The 26,348-nt window shown below is 66.4% G+C and carries 19 protein-coding genes and 1 pseudogene; 4 read left to right on the top strand and 16 right to left on the bottom strand.

What is annotated here, in order from left to right; genetic code table 11:
* Positions 1 to 206: 206 nt before the first annotated feature.
* Both QFZ41_RS07420 and QFZ41_RS07425 read right to left on the bottom strand, forming a co-directional pair.
* Positions 207 to 3,206 carry a TonB-dependent receptor plug domain-containing protein gene (locus QFZ41_RS07420; RefSeq protein WP_429198167.1) on the bottom strand — a complete coding sequence of 1,000 codons (3,000 nt, stop codon included), beginning with the start codon at positions 3,204 to 3,206 and terminating at the stop codon, positions 207 to 209.
* 185 nt (positions 3,207 to 3,391) lie between these two features.
* A complete protein-coding gene (locus QFZ41_RS07425; protein WP_429198168.1) occupies positions 3,392 to 4,384 on the bottom strand; it encodes a helix-turn-helix domain-containing protein in 993 nt (330 codons plus the stop codon).
* A 149-nt stretch (positions 4,385 to 4,533) separates the two neighbouring features.
* Between QFZ41_RS07425 and QFZ41_RS07430 the strand changes: the two genes are divergently transcribed.
* From QFZ41_RS07430 to QFZ41_RS07440, 3 genes are all read left to right on the top strand, one after another.
* Positions 4,534 to 5,247, top strand: a complete 714-nt coding sequence (locus tag QFZ41_RS07430; protein ID WP_429198169.1) for a response regulator — start codon at positions 4,534 to 4,536, stop codon at positions 5,245 to 5,247.
* Complete coding sequence (locus QFZ41_RS07435) at positions 5,244 to 6,611, top strand: ATP-binding protein (RefSeq protein WP_429198170.1); 1,368 nt, start codon at positions 5,244 to 5,246, stop codon at positions 6,609 to 6,611. The genes QFZ41_RS07430 and QFZ41_RS07435 overlap by 4 nt, the downstream gene beginning before the upstream one ends.
* Positions 6,612 to 6,688: 77 nt before the next feature.
* A complete protein-coding gene (locus QFZ41_RS07440) occupies positions 6,689 to 8,131 on the top strand; it encodes a M20/M25/M40 family metallo-hydrolase (RefSeq protein ID WP_429198171.1) in 1,443 nt (480 codons plus the stop codon).
* Between the two features lie 59 nt (positions 8,132 to 8,190).
* Here the strand turns inward: QFZ41_RS07440 and QFZ41_RS07445 are convergent, their stop codons facing one another.
* The 3 genes from QFZ41_RS07445 to QFZ41_RS07455 form a co-directional block, all read right to left on the bottom strand.
* Positions 8,191 to 11,346: an efflux RND transporter permease subunit gene (locus tag QFZ41_RS07445; protein WP_429198172.1), complete on the bottom strand. Its 3,156-nt coding sequence runs from the start codon at positions 11,344 to 11,346 to the stop codon at positions 8,191 to 8,193.
* Between the two features lie 10 nt (positions 11,347 to 11,356).
* Positions 11,357 to 12,490, bottom strand: a complete 1,134-nt coding sequence (locus QFZ41_RS07450; protein WP_429198173.1) for an efflux RND transporter periplasmic adaptor subunit — start codon at positions 12,488 to 12,490, stop codon at positions 11,357 to 11,359.
* Between the two features lie 119 nt (positions 12,491 to 12,609).
* Complete coding sequence (locus QFZ41_RS07455) at positions 12,610 to 13,086, bottom strand: MarR family winged helix-turn-helix transcriptional regulator (RefSeq protein ID WP_429198174.1); 477 nt, start codon at positions 13,084 to 13,086, stop codon at positions 12,610 to 12,612.
* Positions 13,087 to 13,150: 64 nt separating this feature from the next.
* On the opposite strand from QFZ41_RS07455, the gene QFZ41_RS07460 reads away from it, so the two are divergent.
* Positions 13,151 to 13,657, top strand: coding sequence for an O-acetyl-ADP-ribose deacetylase (locus QFZ41_RS07460; protein ID WP_429198175.1), 507 nt, complete (start codon positions 13,151 to 13,153; stop codon positions 13,655 to 13,657).
* Positions 13,658 to 13,660: 3 nt separating this feature from the next.
* On the opposite strand, the gene QFZ41_RS07465 is transcribed toward QFZ41_RS07460, so the two are convergent.
* The 11 genes and pseudogenes from QFZ41_RS07465 to QFZ41_RS07515 all read right to left on the bottom strand — a co-directional run bounded on the left by QFZ41_RS07465 (position 13,661) and on the right by QFZ41_RS07515 (position 26,155).
* Positions 13,661 to 15,370, bottom strand: a complete 1,710-nt coding sequence (locus QFZ41_RS07465; protein WP_429198176.1) for a BatD family protein — start codon at positions 15,368 to 15,370, stop codon at positions 13,661 to 13,663.
* Positions 15,367 to 17,277, bottom strand: a complete 1,911-nt coding sequence (locus QFZ41_RS07470; RefSeq protein ID WP_429198177.1) for a tetratricopeptide repeat protein — start codon at positions 17,275 to 17,277, stop codon at positions 15,367 to 15,369. Before QFZ41_RS07470 ends, QFZ41_RS07465 begins: the two co-directional genes overlap by 4 nt.
* Positions 17,274 to 18,257 carry a VWA domain-containing protein gene (locus QFZ41_RS07475; RefSeq protein WP_429200200.1) on the bottom strand — a complete coding sequence of 328 codons (984 nt, stop codon included), beginning with the start codon at positions 18,255 to 18,257 and terminating at the stop codon, positions 17,274 to 17,276. The genes QFZ41_RS07470 and QFZ41_RS07475 overlap by 4 nt, the downstream gene beginning before the upstream one ends.
* Positions 18,250 to 18,759: a DUF4381 domain-containing protein gene (locus QFZ41_RS07480; RefSeq protein WP_429198178.1), complete on the bottom strand. Its 510-nt coding sequence runs from the start codon at positions 18,757 to 18,759 to the stop codon at positions 18,250 to 18,252. The genes QFZ41_RS07475 and QFZ41_RS07480 overlap by 8 nt, the downstream gene beginning before the upstream one ends.
* A complete protein-coding gene (locus QFZ41_RS07485; protein WP_429200201.1) occupies positions 18,759 to 19,523 on the bottom strand; it encodes a DUF58 domain-containing protein in 765 nt (254 codons plus the stop codon). Before QFZ41_RS07485 ends, QFZ41_RS07480 begins: the two co-directional genes overlap by 1 nt.
* Positions 19,524 to 19,675: 152 nt before the next feature.
* Positions 19,676 to 20,669 (bottom strand): annotated as a pseudogene (locus QFZ41_RS07490) (AAA family ATPase).
* A 223-nt stretch (positions 20,670 to 20,892) separates the two neighbouring features.
* A complete protein-coding gene (pilQ, locus tag QFZ41_RS07495; RefSeq protein WP_429198179.1) occupies positions 20,893 to 23,160 on the bottom strand; it encodes a type IV pilus secretin PilQ in 2,268 nt (755 codons plus the stop codon).
* Between the two features lie 19 nt (positions 23,161 to 23,179).
* A complete protein-coding gene (locus QFZ41_RS07500) occupies positions 23,180 to 23,707 on the bottom strand; it encodes a pilus assembly protein PilP (protein WP_429198180.1) in 528 nt (175 codons plus the stop codon).
* A complete protein-coding gene (locus tag QFZ41_RS07505) occupies positions 23,707 to 24,354 on the bottom strand; it encodes a type 4a pilus biogenesis protein PilO (protein WP_429198181.1) in 648 nt (215 codons plus the stop codon). The genes QFZ41_RS07500 and QFZ41_RS07505 overlap by 1 nt, the downstream gene beginning before the upstream one ends.
* The gene (locus QFZ41_RS07510; protein WP_429198182.1) at positions 24,351 to 25,097 is read right to left on the bottom strand and encodes a PilN domain-containing protein; all 747 of its coding nucleotides are present in this window, start codon (positions 25,095 to 25,097) and stop codon (positions 24,351 to 24,353) included. Before QFZ41_RS07510 ends, QFZ41_RS07505 begins: the two co-directional genes overlap by 4 nt.
* Complete coding sequence (locus QFZ41_RS07515) at positions 25,097 to 26,155, bottom strand: pilus assembly protein PilM (RefSeq protein WP_429198183.1); 1,059 nt, start codon at positions 26,153 to 26,155, stop codon at positions 25,097 to 25,099. The genes QFZ41_RS07510 and QFZ41_RS07515 overlap by 1 nt, the downstream gene beginning before the upstream one ends.
* Positions 26,156 to 26,348: the final 193 nt, after the last annotated feature.

The following is a 26,348-nucleotide window of genomic DNA, read 5'->3' on the forward strand; positions in this document are numbered from 1 at the left end:
CGTGGCCCCGAGGGCGGCGCTCGCCGGCTCTTGCCTCGACGTGCACCCACGATGCCGAAGGCGAGCCCGAGCCATCCAACACTTACCGAAAAAAAGAGGCCGCCGATTGGGAGATCGGCGGCCTATCCGGGGAGATCGTTGCGCCCTGGGAGGAGAGCCGGGAAGGCTCGGGCGCTTATTGTTGGTATGCGAAGGTCGGGCTGGGATCAGAAGTCGTAGTTGATGCCGAAGCGCACGTAGCGCGGCGTGCTCCAGTACGTAACACGGTCGTAGTTGGTATTCACGGACGTCGAGCTGCCGTGGAGAACGTAGGTAGCCGTGGCGACCGACTCGTTGAGTGCGTTATAGACCATCACATTGAAGCCAAGTTTCTGGTCGGCCCACTTCGGACGGTATTCCGCCGAAAGCGAGACGATGTGCTGCCAGGGCTGGCGACCGGCGGCGCCCGGTGCGGAAGGCAAGCCATCGCAGTAGTGGTAATAGCTTCCGTAGCCGACCGGATTGCTCTCGTCCGCGCCGTAGAAGCCCAGGCACGTCTTCGGCGTGCCCGACAACAGGGCGATGTTCGCCGAGAGCATCCACTCCGGCGCCGCCTGCCATGAACCGTAGACTTTCAACTGGTGCTTGCGGTCGTTCGAGAGCAGGCCGTTGGAGTTCTCCATGAGCTTGCCGAAATCCCAGTCGACGGTCGCCGAGACGTCGGTCTGGCCGATGTCCGAACGCACCTGGCCTTCCGAGTTGCCGTAGCTCTTCGAATAGACATAGTCGACCTTAGCCTGCCACGTTCCATCGAACGGATGTTCGAGGAAGGTCTCCAGGCCATAGTAATTACGCTTGGCCGAGGGCATGCCGAAATCGCCGGCCGTCACGTTGACGTTGTAATAGCCGCCAGCGCTATCGGGGATGCGGTAGGTGTTGCTGCGGCCCGGGTTGGACAAGTAGCAGCCGTTGAGCGTCGACGGATCGATGTCGTAGCCGAGTGACTGCGCCTTCCCGGCGATGGTGTCCGTGTCGCAGATATCGTCGAGGATGTTACGCAGCTTGCGTACCTGCGCCTTCATGCCCCAGACGTAATCCTTGTTGATCTGCTGGGTGAACCCGAGCAGGTACTCGTCCTGGTATTCGGACTGGATCCCGCTGGCGGCCACCGTCTTCGCATCCGGCGCCTGGCCGTACTCGTTGTTGGCCGACACCGCGCCGCCCGTCGAGGAAGCGAGCTGGGTGAGGCCGGTCGGGTTGCCGTTTCCGTCGATGCCGGTATAGGTGTAGTACTCATTGGTGTAGAGCGATCCCGCGGCGGCACGCAAGGCCACGGAGGCCGGCATGGCGAGGTAGTACCGGCCCGCGTTGCCGTACACCTTCAGCGTGGAATCGCCGTTCACGTCCCAGCTGAAGCCGAGGCGCGGTGCCCACTGGGGCTTGGTCATGCGAAGGAAGGCGTCACCGTTCGGGTTGTAGTTGGTGAACTGGTCGTTGCGCAGGCCGATCTTTACCAGCCAGCGGTCGTCGATCTGCCAGCTGTCCTCGATGTACTGGGCGCGCTGCTTCACACGCACGGATGCGGACGTGCTGTAGAGGTACTTGGACACGTAGTAGCCGTTCTCTCCGCCGGCGCCCGTGTTGGGCGCGGCGACGAAGGGGCTGTCGCTGATGGGGCTGTCGGCATCGCCGAAACCGTAGATCCAGGCCGTACCGGTCTCGCCATCGTTCATGTCGTGCGAGTTCTGGTTGTCGATACCGGCCGTGATCGTGTGATCGCCGAGTTTCCACGAGAGGTCGAGTCGCAGGTTGTTGCTCATCGCACGATGCGTCGGATCGGCAGCCGTGAGCACGGTCTGCGAATTGACGATCGAGTTCCCGCCCGTGATGTCGGGATTCTGGAACTCGGACCCACTGATGTACGTCAGGCTCGGATCGTACCCGGGCGTCTCGCTGTAGTACGTCATCTTCTGCTTGCCGTAGAGCGCGGTAAGCGTGATGTCGTCGGTGATATAGCTGGTGAACTTGGCAACATAGACCGACGCGCTGTTCTTGGTCGACGTGTCGAAGCTGTTGAGATCGCTGGTGCTGTTCGTGGCGTAGTCGTAGTTGTACAGGTTGCCCTTGTACGAGGTCTTCGTCGACGCACCGGTCAGTTCGAGGATGTTGTTGTCGTTGATGTTCCAGTCGATCTTGGCGTACCACTTCGGATTGTGGTACTCGTACTTGGTGTCGTACGACGATGTCACCGCGCCGACGCTGTCACCGGACTGCTTCTGGCCTTCCACGGCGGCGAAGAAGAACAACTTGTCCTTGATTAGCGGACCACCCACATGGGCGCTCTGGGTCGCCTGCCACGACTTGTTGTCGGAATAGCGGCGATAGAGGGTATCGGCCTTGGCGCCGGACACGTAGTAGGACCCGGGGCTCACGCCACTGGCGAAGGCCGGCGTCCACTGCACCTGGGCACCGAAGTGCCATTCGTTGGTGCCACGCTTGCCGCTCTGGCTGATCACGCCGCCGTCGGATCGACCGTACGCCGCGCCATAGCCACCGCTGAGGATTTCCTGCTGGTCGATCGCGCCGTATGGCAGGGTGATGCCGCCGAAGCCACTGAGCGGATCCGTCGTGTTGAAACCGTTGAGGTAATACGCGTTCTCAGTGACCGACGAGCCACTGAAGGAGACCAGCGAACCGCCGGTGGTGGTACCTGTGAAGCCGCCGTAGCCGGGCACCACGCCCGGTGCCAGCAGCGCGATCGCTTCCGCGCTGCGCGCGAGCGGAAGCTTGGCCAGCTGCTGCGAGGTGATGACGGTGCGTGCATCGACACTGCTTACGTCGATCGCCGGCAAGGCGTTCGCGGAGACCGTCACGGAGCCAAGACTGGTCGCATCCGCGCCGGAGGCCGTCGCGAACGACACCTCGGTACCGGAGCCGACACGCAGGGTGATGTCGGTGCGCGTATCCACGACCTTGCCACCCTGCACGAGCGACACGGTATAGGTACCCAGCGGCAGCGACCCTACCGTATAGCGGCCATCGGTACCCACGGCGACTTCGCGCGTCACGCCGGAGGTGCTCTTCACCTGGACCGACTCGCCCTCGGCGGCCGGTGCCTGGCCGAAGACACTACCGGTCGTGGACTGCGCGTACGCGCCGGCGCCACTCATCGCCAGGCCCAGCGCGAGGCTGATCCGGCTCAGGCGCATCAATTGCAGTTTGTTCATCAGCACAGCGAGAAGCTCCCCAAGAGATGGATGTGCGGCGTCCCCGGACCGGCGCCTTGGCGGGGCGCCGTCTCCACCCGGTCCATGGACGCGTGAATGACGTGGTGAAAGGTGGCGGCGAGGCCACACCTCAATTTAGTGTTAAGAAGACGTCCGCATATGGCGGAAACTGCTTCGTAACTTGATCATTCGTTGGACGTATGGACGTCCATGCGAGAAACGATAGCCCGCACGCCGGATATCGCCGTCTGTCGATAGGCGCGGGGCGACAGGCCGAAACGTTCGCGAAAGCAGCGGCTGAAGTGGGTCATGTCCCCGAACCCCCACGCGTGCGCGATCTGCGCGATGCTGCGATGGCGCAGGCTGGAATCCGCAAGTTCCCGCTGGCAGCGCGCGAGGCGTTCCATGCGCACCCAGCGCATCAGGGTGATGTCGTCTTCGGAAAACAATTCGAAGAGATGGCTTGGCGAGAGGCCGACACCCTTGGCGATCATTTCCACGCACAGCGCCGGGTCCGACAAGTGCTCGCGGGCGAACAGGCGCACCTGCCGCTTGTGGTACTGGCGCAACCGCGAGGGCGAGGTGGCCGCCACGTCCATCGATTCGAGGGCGGCGGCGAGCATATGCGGTATGGCATCGGCGAGCCGGTCGGCCACTGCTTCGGTGAGGCCCGAGGGATGCGCGAACATCTCCTGGTAGAGCACGCGCAGGTACCCGACCGAACCGAGGTGCCCGTGCAGGCTGACCGCCGAGACCTCGTCCAGACGTGGCACCGCCTCGCGCAGGACGGCCAGGGGAAGATGCACCGTCTGCACCGTGGAGCGGCCGATATCGAGCCTGAAAGGACGTGAAAGGTCGATCAGACAGAAATCACCGGGCTCGATCTCGCTTCGCCGGTCATGCTGTTCCACGCTGGCGCGGCCATTGAGCTGGAGGGTGAGCAGCACCGCCTGACGGTGTTCGCGTGGCAGCGCGTCGCCGGTCAGCACGTGCGGCATATGCCGGAACGTGCCCAACCGCAACCGCTCGCCGGCATAACCGTCGACCAATGTGCTCGTGGCGATGGCGTGCCGGGCCGTTCCTTCCGCGAATCCCTGCCAGAACCGCCGTGCATTGGCACGATTCACCCCGGCATCGAACGCCCCCGGGGAGTGGGACAGGCACTGACTGGAAAACAAGACACGGCTCCGGGATACGCGATACGGCTCGCCCAAGCTACCGGGCCGGCGTCACCGCCGGTTGTCCTTGTGTGTCAGCTTCGTGTCGGTTCTTTTGCCGTACCGGCACACGGCGCATAGACTGATCTGGTATCTAGCCACGGATGCCCATGGACCTGAAATCGTTCATCCTCGTCGTCGACGACGACCCCGAACTGCGTGGCCTGATCACCACCTTCCTGGGTGGCCATGGGTATCGCGTGCAGGCGGCGGAGAACGCCGCCCAGATGAACGCGGCGATCGAACGCGAGCGGCCGGACCTGGTCGTGCTGGACGTGATGATGCCCGGCGAGGACGGCTTGAGCGCGGCGCGCCGGCTGGCGGCCAGCCATGGTCCGCCGGTGATCATCCTCAGCGCGCTGGGCAGCGACACCGACCGGATCATCGGCCTGGAGGTGGGCGCGGACGACTATCTGGCCAAGCCGTGCAACCCGCGCGAGCTGCTGGCCCGGGTTAGGGCCGTGCTTCGCCGATCGGGCGGCGCGGAGCCTGTCAAGACCGAGGACGTGCGGCCTTATGGCTTTGCCGGCTGGCGCCTGGACGTGACCCGGCGCGACCTGCGCGATCCCACCGGCATCTTCATCAATCTTTCCGACGGAGAGTTCTCACTGCTGCGCGCCTTCGTCGAGCATCCCCAACGCATTCTCAGCCGCGACCAGCTGCTCGACCTGGTCCATGGCGGACGCGCGGAGGTATACGACCGCGCCATCGATACACAGATAAGCCGGCTCCGTCGCAAGCTCAACGATCGCGCGCAGGAAGAGATGATCCGCACCGTTCGCAACGAGGGCTACATGCTGCTGCCGAGGGTCTCGCGCCTGTGATCGCCCTTTCGCGCCTGTCGATCTTCGCCCGCAGTTTCCTGATGACGGTCTGCGCCCTGTTGCTCTCCGTCGCCATCGGGCTCGCGGTGCTCGTCGTGCGGCCGCCGACGCCACCACCGATGGCTAGCCTGTTCGACGTGATCGCCACGTTGCAGCCGGACATGCCCCCGTTCGCCATGCGGCCATTTGATCGCGAAGGCTCCCCCCGCGACGAGGTGCCGCCACCCGGTGGCACCGACCTCGACATCACCACGCAGGCCGAACCACCCTCGCCGCCCGCGAAGTTCGACGCCGCCCTCTCCGCCCACCTGACCACGCGGCTGTCCGACCTGCTTCTCCAGCCGACGGACAAGCTCCGCGTCTACGCCATCGCCAGCGCCATCGAACGCCGGCCGGGTCCCATGCATGCGGTGCTCGGTGCGGGGTCCATGATCGGCCTGCGCCAGGATGATGGCCAATGGCGGGTGGTCTCCGTGCCACGCGAGGCCTTTCCCGACATGTTGCAGCAGGAACTGCTGTGGCTGTTCGGCCTTGGCGCGCTCGCGCTGCTACCGGTGGCGTGGCTTTTCGCGCGGGCGCTCGCCGCGCCGATCGACCGTTTCGCGGAAGCCGCGCAACGGCTGGGTGCGGATACCCATGCGCCACCGGTACCACGCGAAGGACCGCCGGAGATGCGCAAGGCGGTGGATGCCTTCAACGCGATGCAGGCGCGGGTCAACCGTCTCCTGCAGGAACGCACGCACATGATCGCCGCGATCGCGCACGACTTGCGCACGCCGCTCACCCGCCTGTCCTTCCGGCTGGATGGCCTGCCCAGTCCGCTCGGCGACAAGGTCGACGCGGATATCCAGGAGATGAAGGCGATGATCTCCGCCGCCCTGGACTTCATCCGGGACCGCTCGCTGTGCGTTCAGCGGCAACCGTTGGACTTCCGCCTGCTGGTCGAGAGCGTGGCGGACGACCTGGTGGATGTCGGCCACGAGGTCAGCGTGCAGTCCGGGCCTGCGATCACGCTGCAAGGCGATCCGGTCGCCCTGCGGCGAGCGGTCGTGAACCTGGTCGAGAACGGCCTCAAATACGGTCACCGCGTCCGCCTGCGCCTGCGCACCAGCGGCGACGACTGCGTCCTGGAAGTGGACGACGACGGCCCCGGCATCCCCGAGGCGATGCAGCAACATGTGTTCACGCCGTTCTTCCGCCTGGAGGCGTCGCGCAATCGCGATACCGGCGGCATTGGTCTGGGACTGGCCACGGTGCGCGCGATCGTCCTCGACCACGGGGGAACGGTTGCGCTGCGCAACCGCAAGGATGGAGGGCTCCGCGCCGTGGTGACGCTGCCGGTCGAAGGGTCCGCCGCTATCTGACATGCATGACTTCCTACCTAGGCCGGCGGACCCCATGACGGGGCCATAATCGACCTTTCCGTCCCCGGGGGTCATTCATGCGTCATACGTTCCGCCTTCACGCGCTCGCCGCGTGCCTCGCGCTCGCCTTCTCCGCCCATGCCGCCGACAAGGCCACCACGGTTCCCGATCAGGCCGTCGCCGCCGCCACGGCGCTGCGCGACCGCGCCATGAACGACAACACCGGCTACGAATTCGTCTCCGGCCTGACCACCGAAGTCGGCGCCCGCGTGGCCGGCAGCGCCGCCGATGCTCGCGCGGTGGCCTGGACGGTCGCCAAGTTCAGGGCGATGGGCTTCGACAAGGTCTATACGGAGAAGGTCAGCTACCCGTTGTGGCAGCGCCGTAGCGAGCATGCCGAAATCGTCGCGCCGTTCCCACAGCCGCTGCTGCTCACGGCCCTGGGTTATTCGGCAGGCACGCCGGCGGGCGGACTCACCGCCGAGGTCGTCGGCTTCGACGACCTGGACGCCTTCAAGAAGGCGGATCCGGCGACGGTCAAGGGCAAGATCGTCTACGTCTCGACGCACATGCAGCAGCAGAAGGACGGCCACGACTACCGCATGGGCTCGGCCACCCGTACCGGCGGTCCCGTGCTGGCGGCGAAGATGGGTGCCGCCGCGTTCCTCTTGCGCTCCGCCGGTACCGACCCGCACAGCCGTACTCCGCACACCGGCGTCACCGGCTTCCAGGATCCCAAGAAAGCGATTCCGGCCGCCGCCTTGTCGCTGCCCGACGCGGACCAGCTCGAACGCGTGCTCAAGGAAGGCAAGCCGGTGACCCTGAAGCTCGACCTCGACGTCGGTTTCGCGGGCACGTATGAAGGCGCCAACGTCATCGCCGAAGTCACGGGCCGCAAGCATCCCGATCAGGTCGTCGCGATCGGCGGCCATCTCGACTCCTGGGACCTCGGCACCGGCGCGATCGACGACGGCGCGGGCGTCGCAATCGCCGCCGCCGCGGCGAAGCTGATCAAGGACATGCCGCAACGCCCCGACCGGACGATCCGCGTCATCGCCTTCGCTAACGAGGAAATGGGCCTGTGGGGCGGCCGCGCCTACGCTGAAGCACATGCGAAGGAAGTCTCGAAGTTCCAGCTCGGCACCGAGTCCGATTTCGGCGCGGGCCGCATCTGGCGCATGACCGCCAGCGTCAAGCCGGAAGCGCGCGGCGCCATCGAGCAGATCGCCAGGGTGATCGAGCCGATCGGCGTGGCCTACGACGCGACCAAGCCCGGCGGCGGTGGCTCCGATCTCTCGCAGATGCACGCCAAGGGCATGGCCGCGCTGTCGCTCACCCAGGACGGCACGGACTATTTCGACTACCACCACAACGCCAACGACACGCTCGACAAGATCGACCCGAAGGCGCTGGCGCAGAACGTGGCGGTATATGCGACGTTCGCGTACATGGCGGCCCAGGCGAACGGTGATTTCGGCTCGGCTCCGGGCGCCTTCGCGAAGGACGGCGCGCACGACTGACCCAAATCGTGGCTGGAGCCGTTTCCTTTAGGGGAGCGGCCTTCCGGTGGGAAGCCGCTTCAGCGGCGATGGGTGCTCGCCTCACCCTGGCCCGCCGCCGCGGGATCGCCGCTGAAGCGGCTTCCCACCGTGGGGCGGTTTCTCATCGGGGACAGGCGGTCCTGCAGGCGATTCATGTAGAGGTAGATTACCGGCGTGAGGTAGAGCGTCAGGATCTGCGACACCACCAATCCGCCCACCACCGCCAGGCCCAGCGGGCGCCGCGTTTCCGCGCCCGCGCCGATGCCGAGCGCGATCGGCAGCGTACCGGCGAAGGCCGCCATCGTGGTCATCATGATCGGGCGGAAACGCACGCGGCAGGCCTCGTAGATCGCATCGAACGGCGTGGCGCCTCCCTCGCGCTGACGCTCCAGCGCGAAGTCGATCATCATGATCGCGTTCTTCTTCACGATGCCCACCAGCATGATAATGCCGACGAAGGCGAACAGGTCGAGCGACGCGTTGAAGATCACCAGCGTCAGCAGCGCGCCGACCGCGGCGGCCGGCAGGCCCGACAGGATCGTCAGCGGGTGGATGAAACTCTCGTAGAGGATGCCGAGCACGAGATAGATCACGAACACGGCGAGCAGAAGAAGCAAGCCCATGCCCTTGACCGAATCCTGGAACGCCTGCGCCGTGCCTTGCACGCTGCCGCTCAGGGTCGGCGGCAATTTCATCTCCGTCGTCGCCCGGTCGATGCTCGCCACCGCGTCGCTCAGCGACACGCCCGGAGCGAGATTGAACGACACCGTGACCGCCGGCAGCTGTCCCTGGTGGTTCACCGTCAATACCTGTGGCTTGCGTTCGAAACGCGCCACGGTGTTGAGGGGTATGAGCTTGCCACTGTCCGAGGTGACGTAGAGCCTCGACAGCACGGCCGGGTCGTCCTGCATGCGCCGCTCGACCTGCAGGATCACCCAGTATTGGGTGGCCGCGCCGTAGATCGTGGATATCTGGTTCTCGCCGAACGCCGTGCCCAGCGCCGTCTGCACCTGATCCATGGTGAGGCCCAGCGGAGCGAGCTTGTCGCGGTTGACCGTCACCACCATCGACGGGCTGTTGAGGTCGAGGTCGGTCGTGACGTCCTGGAATCCGGGCAGCTTCTGGAACGCTGCGACCAGCTTGCCGGACCAGTCGTACAGCGCGTGCAGGTCGGTCGATTGCACCGTGTACTGGTACTGCGCCTTGGACTGGCGGCCGCCGACCTGGATCGCGGGCGGGTTCTGGATATAGGTGCGGATGCCGGGCACCTCGGCGAACTTGTGCCGCAGCTCCTGGATGATCTCGTCGGGCGTGGTATGGCCACGCTCGCTCCGATCCTTCAGGCGCAGTAGCATCGAACCGGAATTCACGGTGGCGCGCGCGCCACCGGCGCCCACGCTGGACATGACCGCCTCGATATTCGGATCCTTCTGCGCGATCTCGGCCAACGACTGTTGGCGAGCGGACATCGCCGCGAAGGAGATGTCGGTCGGGCCTTCGGTCGTCACGCGCAACTGGCCGCTATCGCCGGCGGGGATGAAATCCTTGGGGACGATAACGAAGAGCAGCGCGGTAGCGGCCAGGCTGAGCGCGAACACGCCCACCACGGTGCGGGGATGGTTCATGCACCAGGCCAGCGTGCGCGTATAGCCGGAGGTCACGGCGGAAAACCCGCGATCGAACCACACCACGATGACGCTGCGCTTCGCATGATCGTGCGCCTTGACGAAACGGCTGCACAGCATCGGCGTGAGGGTGATGGAAACGAAACCGGAGATCAGGATGGACACGCTGATCACCACGGCGAATTCGTGGAACAGACGGCCCACGATGCCACCCATGAACATCACCGGGATGAACACGGCGACCAGCGAAAGGGTCATCGAGAAAATGGTGAAGCCGATTTCGTTGGCACCTTTCACGGCGGCGTCGAAAGGCGCCTCGCCCTGCTCGATATGCCGCATGATGTTCTCGAGCATCACGATCGCGTCGTCCACCACGAAGCCGACCGCGAGCGTGAGCGCCAGCAGGGAAAGATTGTCGAGGCTGTAGCCCAGCGCGAACATCGCGCCGAAGGTGCCGAGTACCGAGATGGGCAGCGCCACGGCGGGAATCAACGTGGCGGAGGCATTGCCGAGGAACAGGTAGATCACCAGCACCACGAGGACGCCCGCGAGCACGAGGGTGAACTGCACGTCGTGCACGGAATCGCGGATGGATTCCGAACGGTCATACATAACGCTCAGCTTCACCGATGGCGGCAGTGTTTCCTTGAACGCGGGAAGCAAGGCGAGGATCTTGTCCACCGTCTCCACCGTGTTCGCGCCGGGCTGGCGCTGGATGGCCAGGGTGATCGAACGGTTGCCGTTGAACCAGCTGGCCTTCTGGTCGTCCTGCACGCTGTCGCGCGGCACGGCGATATCCGACAGGCGCACCGGCGCGCCATTGCGATAGGCCACGACCACCTGGCCATAGTCGGCGGCGTGCATCAGCTGGCCGTCCGAACGGATCGAGAGCAACTGCCTTTTTCCATTCAGCGAACCCGTGGCCTTGTTCACGTTGGCCGCGGCGATCGCCTCGCGCATCTGGTCGATGCCGATGCCGGTGGCAGCGAGCCTGTCCGGATCCACCGCGATACGCACGGCGTATTTCTGCGACCCGTAGACGTTCACCTGGGCCACGCCGTCGACCATCGACAGGCGCTGCGCCAGCTCCGTCTCCGCATAGTCATCCACCGTGGACAAGGGCAGCGTCGAGGACTGCATGGTGAGGAACAGGATCGGCGCGTCGGCCGGATTCACCTTGCGGTACGTCGGCGGCGTGGGCATGTCCTGCGGCAGCTGGCGCTGGGCGGCGGAAATAGCCGCCTGGACGTCCTGCGCCGCGCCGTCGATGCTGCGATCCAGCGCGAAGGTGACCGTGATGGTGGTCGAGCCCAACGAACTGGACGAGGTCATGGAGTCGATGCCGGCGACGGTGGACAACTGCGCTTCCAGGGGCGTCGCCACCGACGAGGCCATCGTCTCGGGCGATGCTCCCGGCAGGCTGGCACTGATGTTGATCGTGGGGAAGTCGACGTTGGGCAGCTCGTTGACCGGCAACCTGGGGTAAGCCGCGATACCGAAGATGATCAGGGCCGCCATCAGCAACGTGGTCATCACCGGCCGGCGGATACAGAGTTCCGGAAGATTCACGATGGGACCCTCAGCCCTTGTCGATGCGCACGCGGGCGCCATCGACGAGCAACATCTGGCCTTCCGTGACGACGCGCTCGCCCGCCTGCAAACCCTTGTCGACGACGACGCGGTCCCCGCTCGTCGCCCCGGTGGCGATCGTGCGTTGTTCCACCGTGTCGTCCGGCTTCACCACGAAGACGAACGTACCCGCGGTCGAACTCTGCAAGGCCACCACGGGGATGCTGATGGCGTCGGCAAGGCGCGTGGTCGGCAGGGTCACCTCGGCGAACTGGCCCGGAGTGAGCCGCCCGTCCGCGTTGGCGAAGCGGCCCTTCAGGATGATCGTGCCCGTGGTGGCATCCACCGCGTTGTCGACGAACTCGAGTTCGCCCGTCAGCGGTTCGCCGTCGTCGCCGGGAATCTTCGCGTGGACGGGCAGCGTGCCGCGGCGCAGGCTGTTACGCACGGCGGCCAGGCTGTCCTCGGGAATGGCGAACGCGACGCGAATGGGATCGACCTGGTTCAGCACCACGATGTCGGTCGTGTCGGCGGTCAGCGTCGCGCCGGGATAGGCCAGCGGCGCGCCGGTCACGCCATCGAACGGGGCGACGATCGTGGTGAATTCGAGCTGGGTCCGCGCTGCGCGGGCGGCGGCACGATCGCTTTCCAGCGCGGCGCGGGCGACGCCGAGGTTGGCCTTGTAAAGGTCGTAGTCCGCACGGCTGACGAATCCCTTGCCGAGCATGTTCTGGTAACGCTCGAGGTCGGCTTCGGCCTTCACCAACTGTGCCTGGTCGCGGGCGACATTGCCCTGTGCCTCGTCGTAGGCCGCTTTCAACGGGCGCTGGTCCACGCGGGCGAGCAGGTCGCCCTTCTTCACGTGGGCGCCCGGGGTGAACGCCAACGACTCCAACTGCCCGTTGACCCGCGAGCGAACGTTGACCGTCGAATACGCCTCGGCGCGGCCGATCACCTTCAGCGAAAGGTCGATTTCTCCCTGCGTGGCCACGGCGGTCGCGACGGGCACGCCGGCGGCCGCGGGCTTCCCGGCATTCTGGGTCTCCTTGCCCCCAGCGTCGTGACGCCATAGGCCGACGCCGACGGCCACGACGGCCACGAGACCGACGACGAGTAGGAGTTTCTTCCCTGGGGATCGCTGCATCTGGGCTCCGGCCGAATCCTGGGGCTTCGGTCGCCGCGCTGGGGGAACGCGGTCGTAGGTTTTAGGGCGGGTATCCGTAAAAGCTAACGCACATGGCTGCCGACCGGTTGACCGCCCGCTCAGCCCTCTTCGACAGGTCCGTCGAGCCCCTGAAGGTTTTCCTTCATGCGATCCAGGACCGCCAGCATGGTCTGCAGATCGTCGGTGGAAATCCCCTGGGTGGCGTCCCGGCGCAGGCCACGGGCGATATCTTCCATGTCGTCGATGACACCCCGTGCCTGCTCGGTGTCGTGGAGACGCCAGGCGCGCCGGTCCTTAGGATCGGCGCGACGTTCCACGAAGCCGGCCGCCTGGAGACGGTCGATGACACGGCCCACCGCGATCGGTTCCATGTCCAGCTGTTCGGCCAGCTCGTTCTGGCGCATCCCGGGCCGGCGATGCAGGGCCTTGAGGGCCCGCCACTGGGCGCGGGTCAGGCCGAAGCGCACCGCTCGCCGGTCGAAGTGCTTGCGGAAGAGCAAGGTCACGTCGTTGATGAGATAGGCGAACGAGATGTCTTCAACTTTGAGCTGGTCGGCCATAACCTTCGGCTGCATGGATAGAACTGACAGGTGTCATCGTAGCTAAATGCTGGCGAGCCGTCACAAGGAGAAAAATCCCATGCCTTTCGAGGTGATCCAGGCGGATATCACTACCCTCGCGGTGGATGCCATCGTGAACGCGGCGAACGAGTCATTGCTGGGTGGGGGCGGCGTGGACGGCGCCATCCACCGGGCCGCCGGACCGGCCTTGCTGGCCGCTTGCCGGGACATTCCCGAGGTTCGCCCCGGTGTCCGCTGCCCGACCGGCGAGGCCCGGATCACCCCTGGCTTCGCCCTGCCCGCGCGTTTCGTGATCCATACCGTGGGCCCCGTGTGGCATGGCGGTGGGCGGGGGGAAGAAGCACTGCTGGCCGCGTGCTATGGGAATTGCCTCAAGCTCGCGCACGAACGAGGGTTGGCATCGATCGCCTTCCCTGCCATCAGCGCGGGGGTGTACGGCTATCCGGCCGACGCCGCGGCGCGCATGGCGGTTGACGCCGTGCGTGCCGCCGCATGGGTGCCGGCGCGGGTGGTCTTCTGCACCTTCGGCGGCGCGATGACCGCGGTCTACGCCGCGTTGCTGTAGTTCCTAACGGGGGTAGAGCGGAGGCAGGCCCATGCCGTCGTTCGCCGCGGCGGATGGCGACCAGTCGAAGCCCTTCGCGAAGGCGCCATGGAGCGCGCGGCCGGGGGCCTCGCCTCCGGCGAAGCGTGCACGCTGCAAGGCGTTGATCGCATCCCGCTGCGGCCCTTCGCGCAACGCCGCCGAAAGCTCGCCCAGCGTTCGGATGGAAGGCCTGACGATGCGCGCCCATTGGAGCAGCGTCCGCTCCATGCTGGCGAGATCGTCACCCGCCGCAGCCTTGAGAAAAACCTCATGCGCAGGGCGTTCACGGGTCGCCGCGGGTACGGCGGGAGCGCCAGGACCGGCAGGCGGCGTCTTTTCGCGATGGCGACGGCCGAAGACGAACCATGCAGCGAGCGTCGCCAGCCACAGCGCCAGCGCAGTGATGAAAAGCCAGCGCCACGGTATGTCCGGCTGGGCTGGCGCCGTCAGCGCGCTCCCACCCGCCGTCGATGCGTGTGCGGGCTCGGCTGCGTGTCCATCCTGCGACGCGGGCGGGAATGCGACGGGTGCGCTCGCGGCGGAACCGGCGCTCACGACGATGTCGTGCGCGGGAACCGTCGCCACCTCGGCCTTGTCGGTGACGACGTTCCACCAGTGCAACGTCGTTTCGGGAATATGCAACGTGCCGGGCCGGGTCGGCACCACGGCGAAGCTCTGCTGCCGACGTCCGGTGACCCACGAGCCGCTGCTGCCACCGCCGGTCACGGCCTTGTCCGGGTAGACGTCCGCGCCGTCGAGCTTCGGCAGCGAGAGCGCGGGCAAGGCCTCGAACGGCATGCCGGTCGCTTCGAGACGCATGTTCAACGTGATCGGTTGCCCGACGCGCGCCTTGCCATCCGCGGGAACGCCCTCGAGCGACAGTTTCAGCTCGCGCGCGGGAATCCACGCGCCGTCCGGCGCCGATGCCGGCCGCGCCCGCACATCAATGCGCACGCGATCCGCCACGGCGCTGACCGGCTCACCGGCGCCGAAGAAGGAGTTCGCATCCGTCGGATCCACCGCCGTGCCCTGGAAGGTCGGCGGTTGGATTTCGAGCGTGCCCGCGTGCTGTGGAAAGATGGCGTAATGCCGTTCGACGACGTTGAAGCGCCGGCCGCCACGCATGGTCTGGTAGTTCGCGTCCTGGCCGACACGGCGCACTTCGGCCCCCTCGGCGGAGGGGTCGCCCAACTGGCCGTCGGCGAGGTTCACCGCGAAGTACAGCCGCAGTGTGTAGTCGATCTGCTGGCCGACATACGCCTGCGACGGCTCGGCCTTGCCTTCCAATGCGACGGGACGATCGGCCGCCGCGCCACCGCCGTCGCCGGACGGTGCCACGTCGAGCGACAGCGGCTGGGTGCGCTGTCCTGCGATCGACAGCGCGGGCACGGTGAGATGCCCTTCGCGGCGGGGACGCAAGGCGATGCCGAGGATCGTGTGCGATTCCCGGCGACCGTTGACGATGCTCAACGAGTGGTTGGTGGACGTGCCCAACACGACGAAATCAGGCGTCAGTGGCGATAGATCCGGCGCGTCAGAGGTCTCGTCGCCGATCTCGATGTTCAACGTCACCGTCTCGCCCATACCGATCTTGTCGCGGTCGAGCGATGCCACGGGCGCCGCGGGCTGCGCCCAGACGAGCACGGGCGCGAAGACGAGCATGAGGCACAACAGGAACCGGGGCGATCTCATTCTTCCGGCTCCGCGCCATGGCGTCGTTGATACTCGAGCATGAACTTCCTCCGTAACAAGCCGCCGGGATCGTCCGGCACGCGCATCAACGCGCGCTGTACATCGGGCGGCAATTTCGACGAGGGATCCTTGTCGGATACCGCGCCGAGGTCGTGCGCCCGATCGCCATCCTTTCCTTCCTTTCCTTCCTGCGGGGCCGTCAGCGCGGCATCCATCTTCTGCTTGAGCGCGTCCTGGGCCTGCTTCGCCTGCGCCTGTTCGGCCTGCGATTTCGCCGCCGCGTCACCCTGGGGCGCTTGCGCCTTGCCGCTGTCCTTGCCGCGATCGCCGCCCTCGCCTTCGCCGGCATTGTCTTTCGCGCCTTGCTCGTCGCCGCCTTCCTTGCCGTCGGCGCCCGATGGCTTTCCACTTTCGCCGTCACGGCCATCCTTGCCGTCCTGCTGGCCTTGCTGCCGATCCTTGTCCTGGTCGCCGGACTGGCCTTGCGGGTTCTTGTCCTGCTGGCCCTTACCGCCTTTCTTGTCTTGCTGCTTGCGCTGTTGCTCCTGCTGCCGCTTCAGGAATTCCGCGACGGCTTTGCGGTTGGCGGCGGCGTCCGCATTGCCCGGGTTCGCTTTCAGCGCGCGGTCGTACGCGGCGATCGCATCCTGGTAACGCTGCTGTTTCGCCAACGCGTTGCCAAGGTTGTACTGCGAGTCGCTGTCGGTGCCATGCGCCAGCGCCGCCTCGGCCGCGGCGTAGTCGCCTGCGCGATAGGCGGCCGCCCCGCGCAGCGCGGGATTCCGCGCCAGTGCCTGCGCGCGCTTGGCATCGCCCTGTGCCAGAGCCTGCGCGGCCTGCTGGTCACGTGTGCGGAACACGTCGGCGACACCATCGGCACGCGCGGGCGAGAGAGGCAGCACGGCAAGAACGAAGATGAGCAACCAGCCGCGGCGAAAGGCCAGCGCCACGATCGGCAGCAATGGCAGCAACAACCATGGCCCGCGATCCTGCCACTGGCCGGAGGAAACACCCTCGACAGCCTTGCCATCGCCATCGCCCTGCAAGAGTCCGGCAAGCGCGGTCACATCGGACGCGTCGTCCGCCACGGGAAGATAGCGTCCGCCGCCGGCTTCGGCCACGGCGGCCAACGAGGCGTCATCGCGCGGCGCCATCACGATAGCGCCGCTCTCGTCCTTGAGGAACCCGCCATCGGTAGCGGCGATGGGACCGCCGCGCGTGGTGCCGATGCCGAGCACGGAGACCCTGTCCCCCGCCGTGCGCGCCCGGCGCGCGGCCGCGACAGCCTCGGCATCCGCGCGATCGGTCACCAGCACGATGGAACCGCCGCGCAGGTCGGCATGCCGGATCAATTCAGCCGCCTGGTCGATCGCCTTGCCGGGATGATCGCCCTCCACCGGCATGGTGTCGGGCGCCAGGGCGGTGAGCAGATCATCCACGCTGTGCGCGTCGGTGGTCAGGGGTGCCACCGTGAAGGGCTCGCCCGTATAGGCGATCAGCGCGTTCATGCCATCGCGGTTGGCGGCATAGAGTTCGCGCACCTTGTAGCGCGCCCTGCTCAGCCGGTCGGGCACCACGTCGTGTGACGACATATGCGGCGACATCGAAACCACGACCACCTGTGCAGCGCGTTCGGCGAACAGCGGTTGCGCCTGCCTGTCCCATGCCGGTCCGGCCAGCGCGAGGACGGCGAGCAAGGCGGCGGCGACGAAAGCGACGACCGGCGCACGCGATGCCGAGGGTGTGCCGTCGAGCAGGTAAGGCAACAGCGCGGGATCGGCCAGACGGGCCAGTGCGCGTTCCTCGCCGGGGCGCCGCCCGACGAACCATGCGATGACCGGCACGAGCACGAGCAACCACAGCCAGCGCGGCTCGATGAAATGGAAATCGGCGAACCAGCGAGTCATGCGGCCGCCCTCGCACCCGTCACATAGCGCGGCAGGGCCGCGAGCGCGAACAGCAGCAGCGCGGCGAGCAATGGCCAGCGGAACAGCTCGTAGTGTGGCCGCAACGACGCACCCTGCTGCGGCACCGGTTCCAGCGCGTCGATGGCGCGATAGGCCTGGGCGAGTTCATCGGTGTCGGTGGCCCGGAAGAAACGCCCGCCCGTCTGGTTGGCGATGTCGGTGAGCATGCCGACATCGAGGTCGGCGGAAGGATTCACGACGCGGCTGCCGAAGAAATCGGGCACGCGCATCGCGTTCGCACCGATACCGATGGTGTAGACGCGCACGCCTGCCGCCTTCGCCGCGCGAGCCGCCTCGCGTGGCGCTATGGAGCCGGCGTTGTTGACGCCGTCGGTCAGTAGCACGACCACGCGGGCCTGTTCGGGCATGTCGGCCAACCGCTTCACCGCCACCGCCAATGCATCGCCGATGGCCGTCTCGCGCCCCGGCAACCCCACCACCGCGCCGTGCAGTTGCGCACGCACGGCATCGAGGTCGTAGGTGAGCGGCGTGACGAGATAGGCTTGGGAACCGAACAGGATGAGGCCCAACTCATCACCCGCGCGTCGATCGATGAAGTCGCCGGCGATCGCCTCCACGGCGGCGAAACGCGTGACCATGCGGCCGGCCAACTGCATGTCGTCGAGCGACATGCTGCCGGAGAGATCGACCGCGAGCATGGTGGCACGGCCACTGCGCCGCTGCGGCTCCGGTGGGCCGAGGTGCTGCGGCCGCGCGGCGGCGGCCACCAGGCAGAGCCATGCGAGTGCGAGCAGCAACGTCGCGGAGAAAGGCGCCCTGGTCAACGAGGCCTGCACGAGGACGAGCCCCGGCTGCGGCAGGTTCAGAGCCTGCGCCGGCTTCACCGGATGCAATACACGGCGCAACAACCACGGCAACGGCAGGGCGAGGAACATCCACGGCCACGCGAACTCAGGCAGCGACATGAGCGCGCCTCCCGAGTCGCCCATTCACGATGGTCCGGGGCTTCATGGCCACGCGCACCCATGCTTCGACGTCTCGCGCCGTGGCGGCGACATCGAGATCCACACGGCGCCGGAATTTGGCGGCGTCCAGCGCGACGAGCGCGTCGACATCGCGTTTCGGCGCCATGGCGGCAAGGGCATCGCGCCACGCTTGTCCCGACTTCGTCACACTGCCGGCGTCGCGGCTACGGGCGACACGGCGGACGAGTTCGCTCGCCGCCGCCGCGAACGCCAGCGTGTCGCCGTCCACGGCATGCCTCGCCACGGCCTCACGCAGGCTCGACAGTGTCGCCTCCACGTGACGTCGCCACGCCCCACGCCGGCGCAGGAAAATCACCAGGCCCACGGCCAGCGCGGCGAGTAAAGCGAGCAGGAACCACCAGCCGGGCGCCAACGGCCACCACATCGATACCTGCGGCACATGGATGTCACGCAATGCCGGGCCGTTGTCTGGCATCAACGCCCCCTCGCCGTTCCAAGAAGCGCCACGACGGCGTCGAGTGGATCGGCACTTGTGTCGAGCGTGCGCTGGCGCAAGCCCAGGCCCGTGCAAAGCCCGGTCAGCCGGCGATTGCCTTCACCGAGGCCGCGTGCGAAATCGGCGCGTTGGCGTTCGCCATGCAGGACCACGTCGTAATGCGTGCCTTTATGCGCGAACGGATAGCGGCCTGCGGGGGGTTCACCGAGTTCGAGCGGATCGGCCACGGCCAACACCGCGACCTCGGCCTTCGCGACCAGCCCCAGCATCCGGCCTCGCGCGGCCTCGTCCACCGCGAAGCCGTCGCTGACCAGCAGTACACGCGAGGCGCCATGCATCAACCTGCCCGCTCGCTGGAGCGCGGCGGAAAGGGTCTCGTCGTCGCCTGGCGGCAAACCATCCCAGGTGGCGATGGCGCCTGCCACCGCAAGCGCTCCGCGCGCGCCACCCTGGGGACGCAACAATTGTCGTTGCCCGCCGAACGCCAGCACACCGACACGATCCGAGCCGCGCACGGCGTACCACGCGGCCATGGCCGCCACGCGCGCCGCTTGCACGGACTTGAAACGTGTGCGCGTTCCGAAACGCATGCTCGCGTTCGTGTCCAGAAGGATCAGCAAGCGCCCCTCGCGCTCCTCCTGGAACAACTTCGTGTGCGCGACGCCGCTGCGTGCCGTCAGGCGCCAGTCCATGCGGCGCACATCGTCGCCTGCCTGATAGACGCGCGATTCCGCGTAATCCATGCCGCGGCCGTGCAACCGCGCGGGCTTCTGCCCGCTGCGCTGCGCGCGTGATACGACCGGCGGCGAAGGCGCGCGCGCGACGCGCGAGCGCAAGGCGATGAGTTCCGGGAGCGACACACGGACGCGCCCATCGGCGATGGGTGCTATGGCGTTCACGGCAATGGGACGAGGTCCAGCAAACGGTCGATCACGGGCGTCGATACGCACGCCCTCGGCCTCGGCCTCGTAGCTGGGAAGGACGCGGTGACGGAGTACTTCATGCGCGATGACGTGGATGTCATCGGGCACGACATAGTCGCGTCCGGCGAGCCAGGCGTGCGCGCGGGCGCAACGATCGAGCGCGATCGTTGCGCGGGGGCTGGCGCCCCATGCGATCCACCGGGCCAATTCCGACCCGTATTTGCCGGCCTCGCGCGTCGCCACCACGAGTTGGGTGATGTACAACTCCAGCGGTTCGGCCATGTGCACATCCAGCACCGCGTCGCGAGCCGCGAACACGTCGGCGGGGCGCAACACGTGCGACGGCGGCGGTACGGGATGCAATGCCTGGCGGGCCTGCTCGCGAGCGAGGCGAAGGATGGCCAGTTCCGCGTTGGCGTCCGGATAACCGATGGTCACGTGCATGAGGAAGCGGTCCAGCTGGGCTTCCGGCAAGGCGAAGGTGCCTTCCTGCTCGATCGGGTTCTGCGTCGCCATGACCATGAACAGGTCGGGCAGCGGCCAGGTACGCCGGCCGATGGTGATCTGCCGCTCGGCCATGGCCTCGAGCAGGGCCGACTGCACCTTGGCCGGCGCGCGATTGATCTCGTCGGCCAGCACGATGTTGTGGAACAGGGGACCGCGCTCGAACTCGAACCCACCTGTCTGCGGCCGGAAGATATCCGTGCCGGTGAGGTCGGCGGGAAGCAGGTCGGGCGTGAACTGAATGCGGTGGAAGTCGGCCTCCACACGTGTCGCCAGCGCCTTGATCGCGGTGGTCTTGGCCAGGCCCGGAGCCCCTTCCACCAGTAGGTGGCCGTCGGCCAGCAAGGCGATCAGCAGGCATTCGACCAGATGCGGCTGGCCGATGATGCCGCGTGCCAGCTCCTCACGAAGACGAACGAAGGACGCCTGGAGAGGCGTTGCATCGGTTGGCGATGTGGTCATCTGGGCAACTCGTAACGCGGAATGGCTGATGAGACCACACTCGCGCCGAGAAGTTTAGCCAACCACCGGCAGGGGAGCTCGCCGTGGTGGGAGCCGACCCTGTCGGCGATGGATGCTTGCGGTGGACTGGCCCGCTGCCGCGGGATCGCCGACAGGGTCGGCTCCCACCCAAAAAAAACGCCCGCGACGAGCGCGGGCGTTCGGACAAGCGGGTGACGGAACCTTACTGCAACGTATCGCTCAGGATGCGTGGCGTGACGAAGATCAGCAGCTCGGCCTTGTTGTTGCCGCGATTGGTGCGGCGGAACAGCACGCCCAGACCAGGGATATCGCCAAGACCGGGCACCTTGTCCGTGGTGTTCGACTTGGTGATCTCGTAGATGCCACCCAGGACCACGGTCTGACCGTTGTCGACCAGTACCGAGGTATTGATCTCGCGGGTGTCGATCGACGGGACGAAGCCACCGCCCGGCGACGGCGTATTGCCGGCGAGAGCGTCTTTCTTCACGTTGATCTTGAGGTAGACGCGGCTGTCCGCCGTGATCGTCGGCGTCACGCGCAGTTCGAGCACCGCATCCTTGAACTGGACGGTGGCATTGGATGCACCACCGCCGGTGCTGGAGGCCTGGTAGGTCACGTAACCGATCTGGGTACCCTGCTTGATCACCGCTTCCTGCTGGTTGGCGGTGATGACGCGCGGGCTCGAGATCACTTCGCTGCGGCCTTCGGTCTGTGCGGCCGAGAGTTCGAGATCGACCAGATAGTTCGCGCCGAGGATCGCCAGGCCGATGCTGCCGGCCGGGTTCGAGACGGGCAGGTTCACGTTGTAGCCGCCCGGCAGTTCGTAGGCGTCGCGTGTCGGCAGGTCACCGGTTCCACCGTTCGCGTTGTACTGGTTGACGGCGTTGGCGTAGTTCACGTCGCTGTTGCGGACGCTCGTCACCAGGCCACCAGTGCCGGTGCCGTCCGTGCCGCCGCTCAGGTTCGGCGTGGTGCCGACGATCTGGTTGGCGTTGTTATGGTTGAACGCCTGCGCGCCCCAGCGGACGCCGAGCTGGCGGGTGAACTGGTCGGTGGCGACGACGATGCGTGACTCGATCAGCACCTGCTGTACCGGGCGGTCGAGCGTGCCGATCAGCTCGCGCAGGTCGCGGATCTTGTCCGGCGTATCGTTGATCAGCAGGGTGTTCGTGCGGTCGTCGAAGGAGACGCTGCCGCGAGGGGAGAGGAAGCCGCGCGTCGTGTTACCACCGCCGGACGAGCCACCGCCCTGCATGCTGCCCGAGGTCAGCAGCTTGGCGATATCCTCCGCCTTGCCGTAGCTGATCGGGATGTAGTCGGAAATGAGTTCCGCGGACTCCTGGGCCTTCTGGCGGGCGTCGGCGAGGCTCTGCTCGTAGTTGGCCAGTTCCGCCTGCGGCGCGATCCAGACGACGTTGCCGCTGCGGCGCTTGTCCAGGCCCTTGGCGCGCAGGATCACGTCGAGCGCCTGGTCCCACGGCGTATTGACGAGGCGCAGGGTGACGCTGCCGCCGACGCTGTCGGAGGCGACGAGGTTGAGCTTGGCTTCGTCGGCGATCAGCTGCAAGGCCGAACGCACGGGAATGTCCTGGAAATTGAAGGTCAGGCGCGAACCCGAATACGTCGGTTCCTGCCCCTTGGCGTTCTTTCCAGTCGGTGCGGCGGCCTTCTTCGGTGCCACTTCGACGGCATATTCGGTGCCGTTCTGGTAGGCCGAGATCTCGATCTCGCCCTTGGTGCGGATATCCAGGCGGGCACCGCCCGGCCGTGAGCTGGGCTCGATCGACTGCACGGGTGTCGCGAAATCGAGCACGTCCAGGCGCTGGGCGAGCTTCGGCGGCAAGGTGGATCCCGGCAGGCTGACGATCACGTGATCGCCTTCGCGGTGCATTTCCGGCGTCGAGGCGCTGCTGCCGAGCGTCACCAGTACCCGGCCTTCGCCGTTCTGGCCGCGACGGAAATCGATGTTCGACAGCGGTACACCCGCGCTGGATGGCAGTGCCTTGGTCGGATCCGACACGGTGGCCGTCGTCGTCGTGGCGCTGGTCGGGCCGTTGTTCACGGTCACGATCAGGTTCTTGCCCTGGACGCGCGTCCTATAGGCCGAATCGCGGAACAGTTCGACGGTGACACGCGTGCGCCCGCCGGCGGAAACCACCGAAACACCCGAGGTGGCGCCCTTGCCGATATCCAGATGGCGGGTGCTGTAGGCGTTGGTCGTATCCGGCAGGTCGATCGCGATGCGCGGCGGATTGCTGGTCGTGAAGACCTTGGGCTCCGGGGCGGCGTCCGAGAAGGCAAGGGTCAACTCGACGCGGCCTCCCGGCTGCGCATCGTAGGTGACGTTCTGCAGGGAGTTGGCGGCCATGGCCGTGCCCGCGAAAGCTCCGGACAAGGCCAGTGCGGCGCCGAGGATCCAGCGGCGCGAACGATGGCGCGCGCTACCCGGCAGATTGAGTTTGGTCGTCATGTGCGTCATCCCCGAGTTCTTATTTTTCGCCGACCGCGATACTTGCCGGACGCTCCATCCAGCCACCGCTGCCGTTCGGCACCAGCTCGACCAGATCGATCCGATCCTCCCCGACGGCCGTGATACGGCCGTAGGCCTGCCCCATGTACTCATTGCGGTGGACGCGATGGATCACCCCACCGGGATCCTTCACGAGCGCCTCCAGCTTGGCACCAGCACCGACCGTGCCAACCATCTTCAGGCTGTCTAGCGAGAACATTTCCAGCGGTTCCTTCGGACGGTTTTCGTCCGGGCGTGGGCCGTTCGAGACGCTCGTGTCCATTTCCGCCGTGCTCGGGCTGAACGGGTCACGGGCGCCCTGGTCCTGGTAGGCGAACGTTTCGAACGTGCGGATCACCGGCAACGGTGGAATCGGCTCGCCCTTCTTGTGTTTCTCGGCATCGACCCACTCACGCAGGTCCGAGGTGCCGCGCGTGCAACCGGCAAGGGCCAGGACGCTGAACAAAGCGATGGCGGCCGGCCGAAGGATGGCATGTGCGCGTGTCATCACTTCTTCCCCTTCACCGTCTGCGCGGGCTTCGGTGTTTCATCGTCGTCGAGGTAGCGGTAGGTTTTCACCGTGCCCTGGAGGACGAGTTGTCCGGAGCCAGCCTTGCCATCCTTCGCGTCCTTCGGGCTGAGCGAGACGTCGTGCAGCGTCAGGATGACGACGCGCGGGAGCGACGCGACGCCGCTGATGAAGGTGCCGAACTGGTGATAGGTACCGATCATGCGCAACGTGATCGGCTTCTCCGCGTAGAAGTCCTTGGGCGTTTCCGGACCGGGCTGGAACAACTCGGTTTCGATACCCGCGGCCAGCGCGGTCTGCGAAATGTCGATCAGCAGTTCCGGCATTTCCGTCTTGCTGGGCAGTTGGCGCAGCAGGGTGCGCAGCATGTCCTGCATGTCCGACAGCTGCTGTTCGAGCGCCTCGAGATTGGCCGATTTGGCTTGCTTCTGCGAGAACTCGGTCTTCAGCCGGTCTTCCTGGCTTTCGGCGTTGGTGAGGTCGTCCTGCTGGTTGCTGATCTGGAAATACCAGCCCACGAGCAGCACCACCGCGAACACCAGGATGGTGAAGAACAGCTTGATCGACTTCGGCCAGCCGCCGACGTTGTGGCGGTCCAGGTTGCGCAGGTCGTCGAAGAATTTCATGGCTTGGCTCCTGCCGGCGCGACCGGGGCCGGGTTCGGGGCCGCACCCGCCGGGGCGGTAGCGGGGGCCTGCCCCGGCGCCGCGGGCGCCGGTGACCCACCGATGGCCTGCGCGGCATTGGCCAGCGGCGCGGGGACGACGGCGGCCGGGGCGGGCGCGGCGCTCGTCGAGGCGCCCGCCGGGGCGCCATCAGGCGTGTCGCCGGGCTGGTTCAGGCGCACGTCCAGGCCGAAGCGATACGGCATCCGCGAGGCGTCGTGCGTGTTCTCCGTCTTGCGCAGGTCGGCATGGCCCATCCAGGGCGACGCCTCGATGTTGCGCATGTACTCGGCCACGCTCGAGTTGGACTGCGACACGCCGTCCAGCGACATCGAATCGCCGGACTGTTTCATGCCGGCCAGGCGGGCGCTGGAAGGAATCGTCTTCACGAGTTCGTCGAAGAGGTGGACCATCTGCGAGCGGTTAGCCTGGAGTTGCTCGATGATCTGCTTGCGCTGGAGGAGGTCGGAGCGGACCTTCTCCAGGTCCTTGATCTTCGCGATGCGGTCGTCGAGCTGCTTGATTTCGGTCTGCAGGTACGTGTTCCGCTCGCCCTGGTTGTCGATGCGCGCATCCATCCAGAACGACCACCCGATCAGCACCACCAGCGCGGCGCCGAAGGCGAGGCCCAGCTGGGTGTAGAACTCCCTTTCCCGCTGCTTGCGGCGTTCGGCACGCCAGGGAAGTAGGTTGATGCGTGCCATCAGTCGAAACTCCTCATGGCCAGGCCGACGGCGATCATCAACGCGGGGGCATCCTGGGCGAGGGTCTGGGCCTGCACGCGGCTGGACAGGGCCATCCGCGCCAGCGGGTTGGCCACCACGCAAGGCACGCCCAGTTGCTGTTCGAGCAGTTCGGTGATGCCGTCGATCGAGGCGCAACCGCCGGCCAGCACCACCTGGTCCACACGGCTGTACTCGCTGCCGGCGAAGAAGAACTGGAGCAGGCGGCTGACCTGCTGGACCAGCGATTCCTTGAACGGCTCCAGCGCCTCCATCTCGTAGGACTCGGGCAAGCCACCCTTGCGCTTGGCCCGGCCGGCTTCCTCGTAGGACAGGCCGTAGCGGCGCATGATCTCGTCGGTGAGCTGCTTGCCGCCGAAGACCTGCTCGCGGGAATAGATCGTCCGCTGGTTCTTGAGCACCGCGAGGGTCGTCATGGTCGCGCCGATATCGACCACGGCGACCAGGGCGTCACGCGAGACCGCGAGCTGGTCGGCCACCATGCCGAAGGCGTTTTCCATGGCGAACGCTTCCACGTCGATGACCCGCGCGGTCAGGCCGCCCAGGTCCAGCGCGGCGATGCGCATGTCGACGTTCTCCGTCCGCGAGGCGGCCAGGAGCACGTTGTTCATCTCGGGATTGTCGCGAACCGGCCCCAGCACCTCGAAATCGAGGCTGACTTCCTCGATCGGGTAGGGAATGTACTGGTTCGCCTCGACCTGGATCTGGCCTTCGAGGTCGTCCTCGGAGAGATCCGCCGACATGGGGATGATGCGGGTGATCACGGCCGAGCCGGCTACCGCCGCGGCGGCGTGCTTGAGCTTGGCGCCGGAACGGGCGAGAGCCCGTCGGATGGCCTCTCCCACCGCCTCGACCTCGACGATGTTCTTTTCCACCACCGCATTGGGTGGAAGCGGCTCGACGGCGTAGTGCTCGACGCGATAACGCCCGCCGGCTTGGCTGAGTTGAAGCAGCTTTACCGCGGTCGAGCTGATATCGACGCCGATCAACGGCGCCGCCTTGGGTGTAAAGAGCCCCACGATTCCCCCTTCCCCGCGCCTTGTCGGAATTGGTCTTCGGCGCGAAGGCATTAGATCTAAAACTTAACAGATTGGCAACGGCCGGTCGGGGCCGCTTACCGGCACTAATTCACAAATCCAGTCACTGGGTTAGCGAAACCCCCTCATACCGGGTCGAACCTCGCCCGCCCCGCCCGTCCCCCGGCTTGGCTCT

The sequence above is a fragment of the Luteibacter sp. W1I16 genome (genome assembly GCF_050434905.1).
Classification (GTDB): domain Bacteria; phylum Pseudomonadota; class Gammaproteobacteria; order Xanthomonadales; family Rhodanobacteraceae; genus Luteibacter.

Excerpts from the sequence above, each read along its gene's own strand:
- QFZ41_RS07420 (WP_429198167.1), bottom strand. The coding sequence starts at position 3,206 with ATGAACAAACTGCAATTGATGCGCCTGAGCCGGATCAGCCTCGCGCTG.
- QFZ41_RS07430 (WP_429198169.1), top strand. The coding sequence starts at position 4,534 with ATGGACCTGAAATCGTTCATCCTCGTCGTCGACGACGACCCCGAACTG.
- QFZ41_RS07440 (WP_429198171.1), top strand. The coding sequence starts at position 6,689 with ATGCGTCATACGTTCCGCCTTCACGCGCTCGCCGCGTGCCTCGCGCTC.
- QFZ41_RS07450 (WP_429198173.1), bottom strand. The coding sequence starts at position 12,490 with ATGCAGCGATCCCCAGGGAAGAAACTCCTACTCGTCGTCGGTCTCGTG.
- QFZ41_RS07455 (WP_429198174.1), bottom strand. The coding sequence starts at position 13,086 with ATGCAGCCGAAGGTTATGGCCGACCAGCTCAAAGTTGAAGACATCTCG.
- QFZ41_RS07460 (WP_429198175.1), top strand. The coding sequence starts at position 13,151 with ATGCCTTTCGAGGTGATCCAGGCGGATATCACTACCCTCGCGGTGGAT.
- QFZ41_RS07465 (WP_429198176.1), bottom strand. The coding sequence starts at position 15,370 with ATGAGATCGCCCCGGTTCCTGTTGTGCCTCATGCTCGTCTTCGCGCCC.
- QFZ41_RS07470 (WP_429198177.1), bottom strand. The coding sequence starts at position 17,277 with ATGACTCGCTGGTTCGCCGATTTCCATTTCATCGAGCCGCGCTGGCTG.
- QFZ41_RS07480 (WP_429198178.1), bottom strand. The coding sequence starts at position 18,759 with ATGCCAGACAACGGCCCGGCATTGCGTGACATCCATGTGCCGCAGGTA.
- QFZ41_RS07485 (WP_429200201.1), bottom strand. The coding sequence starts at position 19,523 with ATGGATTACGCGGAATCGCGCGTCTATCAGGCAGGCGACGATGTGCGC.
- pilQ (WP_429198179.1), bottom strand. The coding sequence starts at position 23,160 with ATGACGACCAAACTCAATCTGCCGGGTAGCGCGCGCCATCGTTCGCGC.
- QFZ41_RS07500 (WP_429198180.1), bottom strand. The coding sequence starts at position 23,707 with ATGACACGCGCACATGCCATCCTTCGGCCGGCCGCCATCGCTTTGTTC.
- QFZ41_RS07505 (WP_429198181.1), bottom strand. The coding sequence starts at position 24,354 with ATGAAATTCTTCGACGACCTGCGCAACCTGGACCGCCACAACGTCGGC.
- QFZ41_RS07510 (WP_429198182.1), bottom strand. The coding sequence starts at position 25,097 with ATGGCACGCATCAACCTACTTCCCTGGCGTGCCGAACGCCGCAAGCAG.